Source organism: Acidobacteriota bacterium, from assembly GCA_021161905.1.
In the GTDB taxonomy this organism is placed as follows: Bacteria; Acidobacteriota; B3-B38; order Guanabaribacteriales; family JAGGZT01; genus JAGGZT01.
The window spans coordinates 1-11,935 of the sequence record JAGGZT010000027.1 but is presented as its reverse complement, the minus strand read 5'-3'; the positions used below and the strand labels follow the sequence as shown (position 1 = coordinate 11,935).

The following is an 11,935-nucleotide window of genomic DNA, read 5'->3' as shown; positions in this document are numbered from 1 at the left end:
CTTTTTCGGAGGATATCCGCCGAGCCTTCTCAGCCCGGGGTTTCTCCCCACTATTTCCTTTATCCTTTTCCGCTTCTTGAAGGCGGTTTTTATCAAGGGAAATCCCTCTTTTATCAATCTCAAGAGGACCTTGGGATCAAAGACAAGAAGAGCGAAAAAGATAGCCACATCCCTTATCAGGATGAAGGGAAGGTCGCGTAAGAAGTCGATCAGGCGATCGTTCTTGATGATGGTGAGCCAACGGTTCTTCACGATGTGATATTTAAGCTCGCTCTCCCGCCCCATAAGGAGGGAGCGCCTTCCGAGGAACGATCTTTCCCTCACCTCGCCCCCCCGGAAGTGGTAGCAGATGGCATCCGGGGTGTAATAGCCGCGGAAACCGAAAAGGTTTGCTCGCCAGCCGAGATCGAGATCCTCAAAGAATGAGAAGAAGTCCTCATCGAACACCTCACCAAAGACCTTTACCCGTTCCAGTACCTCCCGCCGGTAGAGGGCGCAGGCGCCGCAAACGGAGAATATATAGCCAGGTTCATCGTAAGAGCCCTCGTCCCTTTTCCCATAGCCCCGCTCCACCACCTTCCTGCTTCTTCCCACGAATTCTCCAGTTGAGTCTATCGTTTCTCCGTCGAAGCGGAGGATCTTTCCCGAGACCATCCCGATGTTTGGATCGAGCGAGAACGGTTTTAGGGCGTTTAGGAGATAATCCTTGTCGAGGAAGGCATCCGCGTTGAGAAAGAGGAAGAAATCACCGCTCGCAAGTTCAATCCCCTGGTTATTCGCCCTGGCAAACCCTTTGTTTTCCCTGTTCTCTATCAATTTCGCCTCGGGAAACTCCCTTCTCACTATCTCTCGGGAGCGATCGCTCGAGCCGTTATCTACCACGATAAGCTCTATCTCCTTATGAGATTGTTCCCCTACCGAGGCTAAACATCTTCCAATGAACTTCTCTGAGTTGAAGGAGCAAACGATGACCGACACCTTCTTACCTTCCATTCCTGAAGGGTATCTCCTTTCTTCCCAGCCAGCTCCGGATATAGCCTTCGCTTACCTTCGTTCTTTGCTTTATAAATCTCCGTTTTTCCTTAAGTTCAGGAAGGAGCTTCTTTATTTCGGAGAGCGCCTTGAATAGAAGTCGATTGGTTACCAGGAGAAAGAAAAAACGGGCTATATCGTAGGGGATGATGTAGGGAGAGTGGAGGAGGATGTTTTTAAACGAATCGTTTTTAATCATAAGGAGATAGCGGTTCTTGAAGGAGAAATATTGTCTTTCTGCTTTGGATGTTCCCCGCATATGGTAACAGATCGCCTGGGGGATGTAGAGCGCCCGGTAGCCGGCAAGTTGAGCTCGCCAGGATATGTCGAAGTCCTCAGCGAGGAAGAAGAAGCTCGGGTCAAAGTATTCTCCGTCGTATTTTATCTCCTCAAGCATCCGCCGTCGATAAAGTGCCGCTCCGGCACAGACCCCGAACACCTCAGCTGGCTCATCATATTGCCCGATGTCCCTCTCGCCACCTCCTCTATCGTAGAACCGCCGAGCGCGGGAGAGAATGAGCCCGAGGGAATCTATCGTCTTCCCATCAAAGCGGAGCATCTTTCCGGCAAACATACCATATTCTCCTCCCGCCTCATCGGCTTTCTTCACCATCTCGGCGAGGAAGCTCGGGGTGAGGATTACATCGGGGTTTAGGGTGAGGATGTATTCCCCCTTGGCGAGGGTAATTCCCTGGTTGTTCGCCTGAGGGAAACCCAGGTTCTCCTTGTTTTTTATCAGTTTCGCTTCAGGATATTCCTTCTCCAATAGCTCGATCGTGCCGTCGGTGGAGCCGTTGTCCACGATGATGATCTCGAAATTACGGAAGCTCTGCCCCCTAAGGGAATCGAGAGCGTCCCTTATAAAAGAGGAGGCGTTTAAGGTAACCATAACCACTGAAACCTTCATCTTTTCCCCCTGTTCCCTCCTGGGTTTTAGCGGGAAACCATACTTATTTCCCCCTACTTTTGCTTCCTATTTTATCAAGATAGGTGTTTTTTACGAGTTCTTTTATCTTTTCCGCTACCTCATCCCAGGAGTTCTCCCTTGCCATTTTCTTCCCCCGAGCGATCCTCTCCTCCACCTCTTTTTTGTCCGAGAGGGCTCGTTTAATATTATCGGCAAATTGATGATAATCCTGAGATACGAAGGCGATATCGGAGTAAAACCTCCTTATATCGGGAAGGTCGGTAGTTACCACCGGCTTTCCCGCTGCTAATATCTCGAGCATCTTGTTGGGGTTTATATGTTCCGTGTACCGATTAAGGCGGTAAGGTATAATCACTACATCGAAGAGGGCGATATAGCTTGGAAGCGAGCGGTAGCTTCGTTTCCCAAGAAAGTGAAAATTCCTCAAGTTCATAAGGGCTGAGAGATCGGTTCCTAAGGGACCTATGAGGACGAAGCTCCAATCTGGATACTTCTCGCCGAGGAAACGGAGGAGGTCGATGTCAAGCCGAGCGTCGAGCATCCCGTAATAGCCGATGACGGGGTGGGGGAGGGTAGTCAGTTCCTCTGGGGTGAAGGAGGGGGAAGAGGAGAAGAGCTCATAGTCCACTCCACAGGGGATGAAGTGGATGTTTTTGTGTTTTTCTCTTCGTGAGAGAAAAAGGGAATAGGTGCCGGTTATGATGAGGTCTGTTTTCGGGAATAGCCTCTCCTCGGCGGAAAGGATCTTCCTCGCTGAGCCCAAAAATTCGGAGTATTCGTCGATGATGTCGTAGATGACGAGCGATTCCCCAAGCCTTCCCACGAGGTACTCCCTGTTCGGCTCCCAGAGGAAGAGGGCGAAATGGGAGAAGCCCGCCCGTCTTATCGCCGCTTTGAGATAGGAAATGAGAATGAATCGGTTGATGAAGGTAAACGGGGCAGATCTCCCGTCCAAGGGAAGGATTAAAGCGGCGAAGCGGAATAGCCGGGGAGCAACGCGGGCAAAGCCGAGCTCCCGGATCAGTCCCGGAGAGAGGATGAGGGTGGATATGGATATGAGATCGCAGTAAAGGACGGGATGGGTTCGGGAGAGTTTGGTTGCTATCTGGAGATGCCGATCAAAGAGACCACGGAAGGGGGCATAGGTGACGAAGACTATCTCCCTTGGGGGCGAGTGATCTTTCCCCCGAGGAGGGGAAGGAGCGATCGCTTCGAGGAGTCGGAGTATCGTCGCCACCACCAGGAGTATAAGGGTAATGGGAAGGATAAGAAGTGCGGTAAGGATGAGCTTCAAAACCTTCTTCCCCATTTAAAACCCTTTATTTGGTTAGGCTCCCGGCAGACGCCACACCGTTTCCTCTTTCCCCAAAAGGATCCTGTCCACTGCCTCTTTGCCCTGCATAAATGAGTGATCCATATTTCCTATTTCATAGAGATAGCCACCAAACCGCCCCCGGGAAAGGACATTATGTGCTTCGAAGAATGGATGGAGCACCCTGAGCGCCTCGTTTCGTTTCAAGGTGGGGATGGGGTAAGAGTGGTCTATCTCTATGGTGTAGGTGGCAGCGATCCTCTTCAGGTCCTCCTTTTTTATCAGTTTGGTATTGAGGAAACCCTCAAGCGTTAGCTCCACTATCTTCTCCTTTGGGATCCGGCGGTAGCGAGAATAGGTGGTTTCGGCGAGGAGAAGGAAGTACCTTTTTATGTCGGGCACTATTTTTGGCGAATAGTTGGAGAGGTAGGTCACCCGGTAGAAGGGGCTTGTTTTTTCCGGAAAATACATCCAGCACTTGGTGCTATCCGTGGGCCTACTGAAGGCGACCCCGACGATAAGCCCCCCATTGAAGGAGAGCATCCTCCCCGCTTTTTTCACCTCGTTGGGAATGGGGGTTCCTATCTCCGCCAAACGGTCCAAGGGCATAGTGGAGATCAAAAAATCGTAGGGCTCACCTTTTCCATTTTCCAGGTAGATTTTTTTCTCCTTTAGATCCACTCCCACAACCTTCTCCCCGAGCCTTATCCTGTCCCGGAAGAAATCGGCAATGCGGGAGAAGAGACCACCGGTCCCCCCAAAGAGGGGAAACTTGAAGGTGGCGTTCGGTCCCCAGGAAACATCATCCCGTTGATAGAGGACATTGGTAAGCACCCGTTTGAAATCGACCACGCTCACCCGCTCGGCAATCCAGTGATGGTCCATCTTGGTAAGAGGGAATCCCCAGTTCTTTCTGTTGTAGGGGAGCATAAAATAGCGGGCGATCCCCTTGCCGAAGGTGTTCAGTATCCATTCGTGAAAATTTCTCGATTCCCTTTTTTCTCCCCAACATTCAGCGAGCCCCACTAAGCACTCGATAACCTTCCTCTTGGGCAGGTAGCGGATGTTGTTCTGGAAGGGATAGGGGATGAACCGATCGGTGAGCCAGATCCAGCTTTCTCGCTGATGCTCGAGGTAGTCGCCTCTGAGCGCCTCTTCCACCACCCGATCGAAGTAAGGATAATGGGAGAACATCACATGCCCCCCGATATCGTAGGTGAACCCCTTCTCATCGGTGAAGCTGGCGGAAAGACCGCCCACATATTGTTCCTTTTCCAGTATGATCCAGTTATCGTGTCCCAGCTCGGATAGGCGCCAGCCCGCTCCAAGGCCGCAGGGACCGGCACCGATTATCACGATCCTTTCTTCCTTTTTCATCATCCTCTCTTTTTCCCCCGGCAGATTATGATGAAGCTCATAGCGCTTTCAAGCTCTTCCCCAATGATGGGGAAATCAGAGTGGTCGTACTTCCCTATTATAAAGGAAAAGGGATCAGGAATCCCTTTATCCACCTGGGGCGCTAAGTGCTCGCCGTAGACATCTATCTCCCTGAAGTAGAGAGAGAGGAATTCGGTCAGTTCATTATGGTTGTACTCTCGGTGATGGAACGGGTTCCAGGGGAGGGGGAGGCCCGGAGAGTAGAATTCGCGGTTCGGGGTGGATATAGCAAGAAAGCCATCGTCCTTGAGCAGGGGTAGAAGCTCTTCCATAACCTTTTCCGGCTTTGAGAGATGTTCGATCACCTCGAGGAGGATGATGGCATCGAAGATTTTCTCCTTAAAGGGAAGGTGGAAGAGATCTCCCCCGATGAAGTTGATCTTCTCATCCTTTTTCTCGATGAACGATGGGTAGGCACGGTCGAGAGCAAATACCCTCTTCACCTTTTCCGATATTATCTCCACCCCGAGCCCGGCGCCACAGCCAGCGTCAAGCACGGTCTCCTTTCCGGTGAAGAACCGGTTTAAAAAGCGGTAACGGGTTAAATGTTCCCATAAAACCTTGCTCGCCACCCCTTCCCCGATCCGCTCTTCATTCGTTCGGATATGGCGGAGGAGACGAAGATCCTTGTCCACCTCGGTTATGAAATCTATAAGCTTCTCCCTACTCCAATTACCCGCTTTTTTTAGGAGGTTTCTTTCCTTTTCGGTGCTTACCTTTTCCCTCTTTTCGATTAAGATGAGAAGCTCGTAGGAATGGAGAATGAGCTCCATTCGGATGAAAAGCTCGATCGCTTTAGCGGGAGAAAGTGCGGGAAGATATCTCAGGCTCCTCAGCCTCCCTGAAAGAAGGGGAAGAGGGAGCCGTTCCCCGGAAAGAAGGGGGGAGGAGCCTATTCGTCGGGCAAGGTAATTGCGAAGTTCCCGAAGCAGTGCCAAGGGAAGGAGGGTTCGTTTTATCAGATAGGGGGAACGGGGGTGATAGATGAGATCGAACATCCTTCCGAGAGATCCTTTGCTTGGTTCATCCCCCCTCTGAGGAGGCGAGGTGTCCTCTTTGTTGGAAGATCCTTCCTCCCCCTCCTTCCTCCCTGGCTCATTCCCGGTAAAGAGGCTTAAGAAGTTATGGCTTTCCCCGAAGATGAATTCCCTATCCCGGGCAAGCGCCACCCGGGATAGCCTCCTCTGGTATTCAATAAGGGCATCTTTTAATAGAGATAAATTTCCTTTTTCCCTTAAGGTTAACTTTAGTTCATCTGGTTTCAGGAATTCATAACTTGAGACGAAGATGTACTCGAGCAGTTTATTCCTGAAGTAGGGAAGGCTTCTTTCCCAGCGGGAGGAGACCAGCTTATTGAATAGCTCCGCTTGTCTCTCGGAAAGAGGAACAGGTTTTTCCAAATTCCATTCGGGCGCCTGTTCCCCGAGATACCCCCTGACCCAGTTATAGACCTCTCTTCTCCCTCTTTCTCCTATCTCCTCGGAAAGGAGCAAGCTCAATTCCCTTGCCTCCCGCTCCCAGGCATTTAGCCAGCATTCGACCTTCGCCTCCGCCTCTTTAAGGAGAGCCTCGTCCTTAGTCTCCTTTAGCTTTTCCTTGAGGAGGGAAAGGGCGGTCTCTCTCATCCCTTTTATCCCCTCCTTTTCCCGAATCAGCCTCTTTATGTGTCCCTCCATTCCGGCGACCATCCCCTCCCAGGAGTTTCTTTTCGCGAGTTCGAGCGCTCGCTTCACCCGGTCATCTCCTCCCTTATCGAGTATTTTTTCGACGAGAGAAAGAAACTCCTTTTTATCCCTGGCAATATAGAGGTAATCGGAATAGAGCTCCACCACATCGGGGATGGCGGTGGAGATGACCGGTTTCTCGGCAGCGAAATACTCGAGCAACTTGGTCGGGTTGATATGGAGGGTAAGTTCATTCAGGGCAAAGGGCATAATGGGGATGTCGAAGTAGCGGAGGTAGGCAGGAAGGTCTTTATACTCCTTTTTGCCCAGGAAGTGGATGTTTTCCTTGTTCAGGGTGGATTCCGGCACCCGCCAGTAGGGACCAACCATCACGATGTTTATATCACGCCTTTTATCGGCGATGTATTCGAGGAGCTCGAAGTCTATCCGCTCCTCGATGGAGCCGAAGTAGCCGAGGATAGGGGATTTTATCCCGGTGAGATCTTCAGGGCGGGGGAGGTTTTCTTTCGCCTTTGCGAAATGGTCGAATTCCGCCCCACAGGGAAAGAAGTAGACTTCGTTGTGGGGTACAAAGGGCTTTTTCTTTCGGTAAAGGGCTAAGGTGCCGGTGAAGACGAGATCGGCTTTCCTGAGGAGCTCCTTCTCCCGCTCCGAAATGTCGGGGCTCGCCCAGGTAAAACCGGCGTATTCATCCTGGATATCATATACGATTAGCCTTTTATCGAACTTATCCGCCAGTCTTACCAGCTGGGGAAAGTAGAACCAGAGAACCGGCTTGGGGAAGTGAAAACGACGGGCGATGTTTCTTAACGCCCCGAGGATCCGCCTCTCATTAAGCCATCTTCCGAAGGGAACTTTATTCTCATAAACCGCGATGAGCGGGTGGTAGAGGATGAGATTCTCGTTGAAGAAGATTATCCTTCGCTTTAGGTAGTGGATCGGGCTTCGGAAGAACTCGAATATCGGTATCGGCTGGAAGTATATGACCCTGTGTTTTTTTGAGAGACGGTAAACAGTATGGTGGTTTCTTTGCCAGATGTGCTCCCAGGGGACATGGGTGAAGAAGAGGTAGGACAGCTCATCGCTTTCATTGTCGAATACCCGGGGGAAGAAAAATCCTTTTATGGCATCAAAGATCACAAGAAGGAGGGTGATGCCGAAACCGGCACCACCGAGGATGAGCTTTAGTGGTTTCTTTATAAAGGGATACTTGATCAGCCAGTTGAGCATAGAAACTACTCACCTCCAATTACGATCTCACCGTCGAATATCATTACCTTATCCTCTTTAGGGATACCTTTATCCACCGGGTTTACGAGAAGGGAATGGAGGGAGCGAGAAGAAAGTTGATAGTCGGTATTCAGGATGCGGGGAAGATCGGGCATCGCCCTCTCGTATTTGAGGGTTATCGGAGGCAGTTTATCACCTTCACTGCTCAAGGTGAAGGATCGTTCATCCTCACCTTCTGAATCGTGAACCACGCTCCAGTCCTTGGCTTCCTCGGTTATTTCCGGTATCTTTCCTCCTTTTTTCTCGCTTTTCCATTTGGTATAGCTTGGATCGAGCAGGATATCGATGTGTGATTCCGAGACTTCCGCTCCCGGGGTGAGATATACCTGGAAGCGAAGGCTCTTCTCCCCGGAGAGCTTTATCCTCCAGAAGGTAATGGTTGGTACCCCGTCGAACCACCCCCGGGCGAGGATCTCGTCCGGGGTATTTCTCTCCACCTTCCACTTTCCATTGACCGAGCTGAACCAGGCTGAACCCACCCGGAAGAGGGAATGCCCCCCATAGCGAGAGGTGAGCTCCTTTCCCCTGGCAAACAGGAACAGCTTCCCGTTGTTCACCACCACTTCGATCTTTGAGGTACGGAGGGTGCCGATTCCCTCTCTGCTCCCCACTGTTTTGAGATAGGCATTGATGCTCTCATCCACCCCCCCTACTGCCGCTATCCGACCTCGACGAAGGAGGATTACCCGATCACATATCCTCCTCACCGCATTCATATCGTGGGAGACGAAGAGGATCGTTCCTCCATTTCCTTTAAATTCCAGTGCCTTCTGATAGCACTTCTCCTGAAAATAGGCATCACCCACCGCTAACACCTCGTCGACCAGAAGTATGTCCGGCTCAACGAAGATGGAGGTGGAAAAAGCAAGTCGAAGGAGCATCCCCGTAGAATACTTCTTCACCTGGGTGTCGATGAAACCACCGAGTTCGGCGAAATCAACTATTTCCTCGATCTTCCTCTCTATCTCCCTTCGCTTGAGCCCAAGGAGTGCTCCGTTAAGATAGATGTTCTCCCTCCCGGTGAGGTCCTCATGGAAGCCAGCGGCAAGCTCGATGAGGGGGGAGATGCTTCCTTTCGTCACCACCCTTCCCTCATCGGGGAGATAGATGCCGGCGAGCACCCGCAACAGGGTTGATTTTCCTGCTCCATTTTCCCCGATTATCCCTAATGCCTCTCCCTTTGCCACCTCGAAGCTCACCCCGGAAAGCGCCCAGAAGTCCTCGTAATAATGGCTCCTTTTGAGGAAGCTCACGAAGAATTCCTTGAGCGTTTTCGCCCGCTCGTGAAAGAGGCGAAATTTCACTCCTAAATTTTCCACCTCGATGATGGGCATCGTCATAGCCTCTTTACCATCTCGTTTTCCGTACGCTTGAAGATGAGATAACCTACCACAAACAAGCTGAGCGATATTGCCGAGGAGATGACTATCTCCCTTGCTCCGGGAGGAGGCATCCTTAATATGGCAAAGCGATAGAGGGAGAGGATAACTGCCATCGGATTGAGGAGATATAGCTCCCGAAAGCGCTCCGGTACGAAGGAAACAGGGTAGAAGACCGGGCTCAGGTAGAACCAGAGGTTGAGCACGAACTTCAGGATGAAGCCGACATCGTTGAAGAACACATTGAGGGAGGCGGCGAGAAGGGCGATGCCACCGATAAGGATGAGCTCGAGCAGGATGATGAGAGGGAGGGCGAGGAGGGAGAAGCTCACCTTCACTCCGAAGATGAAGATGAGAGGTATAAACACCACCAGGCTCAGGAGGAAGTTTACCAGATTGGCAAGAAGGGCGGAAAAGGGAAATATCTCCCGAGGGAGATAGACCTTCTTAACCAGATTGGCATTCCCTGAGATGGAAATGACCGCTCCGTTCAACGATCCCTGAAGAAAACCCCAGGGAAGGACAGCGCTTATGAGAAAAAGGGGGTAGTTTTCCACCTTGATCCGGACGATTATCGAGAAGATAACTACGAAGAGAAGAACGGTGAGAAGGGGATCGAGAAGCGACCAGAGATAGCCCAGTACCGAGTTTTTATACTTAACCTTGAGGTCTCGGATAACAAGGCTTATGAGCAACTCCCGATAACGGAAAAGCTCCTTTATCCCCTTGATCATAAAGGTGATCTACTTTTCGTAGTTAAAGCTCTTGCTTCCTAAATCATTGAATATTTTAGCATAAGTGGGAATATGGTTCAACAGTCTTCCCCGAGATGGCTTCTTGATCAATAAATCCCTTGTTTTGAGCGGGATAAAGGGATGATCCCCTTTCTTTATCGTTATCTTTTTTATCCTCATCGTTTTCTTATTATCCCGAGGTAGAAGTACTCGATGGGGTTCAGATCCTCGGGGTTGACCGTCCTCACCTTTTCCCATTCCGCCATCGCCTGCGGATAGTCTCCCTTAAGAAAGTATAGTTGTCCCTTGAGGTTGTAGGTTGTTGCTTCTTCGTATCTTCTAATCTTCGCCAGGATGTTCTCCCTTTCTTTTATCTCTTTTGGGAGACCGGTAAGATGAGGGATGATGGAGTGACGATGCTCCACGATGCTTTTGAAATTGAGGTACCAGCTTAGATTCCTGTTTATCACCCTGCTTGCCAAATACTCCACTAATGGTTTGTCATCGGTGTGGTATGGTGCATCCCTCACATAATCCTTCACCTCTTTTTCCCCCATTATGAAGAAGTCGAGTATTTGATAGGGGTTTACTATCCCGATTCGAGCGAGGTCCTCTTTCACCTTCCTCTCGGAAAACGCCCGATTGAGGAGGTTGAAATCGATCTTCCCCTCATCCATCCTCCCAATGACGATGGTAAACGGGTTTATCGTGTTGTTTATATACCATACGGTGGTATGGGGGAAGACGGATACAAAGGAGCGGAGGATCATTTTGAAATCCTCTTCCCTCAGGCTGTAGAGGGGAAGCCACTGGGAGATAACCCCGTGTTCTTTTAACTTCGCCCGACAGAGAAGGTAGTAATCCCGAGTGTAAAGGTTGCCGTTTCCCGCATAGCGTGGATGGATGGAGTCGGAAAGGATCACATCGTATTTCTCCTTTGTGGCGAGCACCAGGTTCCTTCCGTCGATATAGGTGAGGTGGACCCTTTTATCGGCAAGGACTCCGTGGTTTACCCCCTTAAAATAGGTGTTCGCTGCCCTTACCACCCCAGGGCTTATCTCGGCGATATCTATCCGGGATACATCATGGGTCGATACCGAATAGGCAGTACCCCCGCTCCCAAAGCCGATATGAAGTATCCGTTTGGGTGATCGGGTGAGGAGCAGGGGTAAATGCCCCTGCATCTTCTGGATGCTTACCAGATCGGGCGATGTGCCGGCTACATTTATCCCGTTTACACTTAGAGAGAGCCATTTCCCCCTTACATCCTCCACCCTCTCCACGCTAACCGTGGCGTAGGCGTCCTCGGTAAAGGAGAGAAGCGTTTTCCCCCTCTCGCTGCTGAATATGCCCGCGGAGATGACCGTTTCATTCGGCTTAATGAAAAGAAAGTGGGAAAGGAAGAAGAGGATGATTATACCCGCTGAGACAAGAAAGGAGATGAACCTTTTCCTCCCGAAAACGAGGAGAAGGAGAAAACCGAGAAAAAGGTTCACCGAGGCGGAGATGAGCATTCCCCGATCCACTCCCATCCTCGGGATGAGGATGAACCCGGCGGCAAGAGAGCCGAGGATACAACCAAGGGTATCCCAGGCATAAAGGATGCCTACACTGCTTCCCACCTTTCTCCATTTCCTTGTCCCCAGCTTTACCACGATGGGGAAGACCATCCCAATGAGGACGGTGGGGATGATGAGTATCTGTCCCACTCCAAGGGCGGAGATCAATATCTGCTTTCCGTAGCTCGGTGCCCCAAAAAACTCGCCGAGATCACCGAGAAGTGAGGAAAGATGAGAAAACTGCTTTATCTGGATGATGAGATAATAAGCGAGGAGAAATTCCAAAAAAGAAAGGATGAGCGGTAGTTGTTTTGCTCTATCGCTGATCCTCCCCGCAATCAAACTCCCAAGACTTAACCCAATAAGGAAAATGCCGAGCATTAAGGCGTAGGCGTAAACAGAGCTTCCTAAATGGAGGACCAAAAGACGGGTCCAGAATACCTCGTAGGACAAGGATACCGCTCCGGATAAAAAGACAACCAGTGAGAGAAGAGGGGAGATAGCAGGAGGGGGGGAAACGGATGAGACCGGTGATTTACCTTCGGGGGGTGCGGGGGGGAGTTCCCCCCTGCTGAGATG

Annotated in this window: 9 protein-coding genes; all 9 read right to left on the bottom strand. The window is 50.8% G+C overall.

Annotated elements, in window-relative coordinates:
• Positions 1-993, bottom strand: a 993-nt coding sequence (locus J7L64_04295; protein ID MCD6451561.1) for a glycosyltransferase family 2 protein, incomplete at its 3' end; no start/stop codon positions are given.
• The gene (locus J7L64_04290; protein ID MCD6451560.1) at positions 983-1,939 is read right to left on the bottom strand and encodes a glycosyltransferase family 2 protein; all 957 of its coding nucleotides are present in this window, start codon (positions 1,937-1,939) and stop codon (positions 983-985) included. The genes J7L64_04290 and J7L64_04295, both read right to left, overlap by 11 nt.
• A 43-nt stretch (positions 1,940-1,982) precedes the next feature.
• Positions 1,983-3,269 carry a glycosyltransferase gene (locus J7L64_04285; GenBank protein MCD6451559.1) on the bottom strand — a complete coding sequence of 429 codons (1,287 nt, stop codon included), beginning with the start codon at positions 3,267-3,269 and terminating at the stop codon, positions 1,983-1,985.
• Between the two features lie 18 nt (positions 3,270-3,287).
• A complete protein-coding gene (locus J7L64_04280) occupies positions 3,288-4,649 on the bottom strand; it encodes an FAD-dependent oxidoreductase (protein MCD6451558.1) in 1,362 nt (453 codons plus the stop codon).
• Positions 4,649-7,624: a methyltransferase domain-containing protein gene (locus J7L64_04275; protein MCD6451557.1), complete on the bottom strand. Its 2,976-nt coding sequence runs from the start codon at positions 7,622-7,624 to the stop codon at positions 4,649-4,651. The genes J7L64_04280 and J7L64_04275 overlap by 1 nt, the downstream gene beginning before the upstream one ends.
• Positions 7,625-7,629: 5 nt before the next feature.
• Positions 7,630-9,024 (bottom strand): ABC transporter ATP-binding protein, encoded by a 1,395-nt coding sequence (locus J7L64_04270; protein MCD6451556.1) that lies wholly within the window; start codon positions 9,022-9,024, stop codon positions 7,630-7,632.
• A complete protein-coding gene (locus tag J7L64_04265) occupies positions 9,021-9,797 on the bottom strand; it encodes an ABC transporter permease (GenBank protein ID MCD6451555.1) in 777 nt (258 codons plus the stop codon). The genes J7L64_04270 and J7L64_04265 overlap by 4 nt, the downstream gene beginning before the upstream one ends.
• Before the next feature lie 9 nt (positions 9,798-9,806).
• Positions 9,807-9,977, bottom strand: coding sequence for a hypothetical protein (locus tag J7L64_04260; GenBank protein MCD6451554.1), 171 nt, complete (start codon positions 9,975-9,977; stop codon positions 9,807-9,809).
• Positions 9,974-11,935, bottom strand: a 1,962-nt coding sequence (locus tag J7L64_04255) for a fused MFS/spermidine synthase (protein ID MCD6451553.1), incomplete at its 5' end; no start/stop codon positions are given. The genes J7L64_04255 and J7L64_04260, both read right to left, overlap by 4 nt.

What these genes read in the sequence shown, in the direction of transcription:
- J7L64_04290 (MCD6451560.1), bottom strand. Translation starts at nt 1,939, where the DNA reads ATGAAGGTTTCAGTGGTTATGGTTACCTTAAACGCCTCCTCTTTTATA.
- J7L64_04285 (MCD6451559.1), bottom strand. Translation starts at nt 3,269, where the DNA reads ATGGGGAAGAAGGTTTTGAAGCTCATCCTTACCGCACTTCTTATCCTT.
- J7L64_04280 (MCD6451558.1), bottom strand. Translation starts at nt 4,649, where the DNA reads ATGAAAAAGGAAGAAAGGATCGTGATAATCGGTGCCGGTCCCTGCGGC.
- J7L64_04275 (MCD6451557.1), bottom strand. Translation starts at nt 7,624, where the DNA reads ATGCTCAACTGGCTGATCAAGTATCCCTTTATAAAGAAACCACTAAAG.
- J7L64_04270 (MCD6451556.1), bottom strand. Translation starts at nt 9,024, where the DNA reads ATGACGATGCCCATCATCGAGGTGGAAAATTTAGGAGTGAAATTTCGC.
- J7L64_04265 (MCD6451555.1), bottom strand. Translation starts at nt 9,797, where the DNA reads ATGATCAAGGGGATAAAGGAGCTTTTCCGTTATCGGGAGTTGCTCATA.
- J7L64_04260 (MCD6451554.1), bottom strand. Translation starts at nt 9,977, where the DNA reads ATGAGGATAAAAAAGATAACGATAAAGAAAGGGGATCATCCCTTTATC.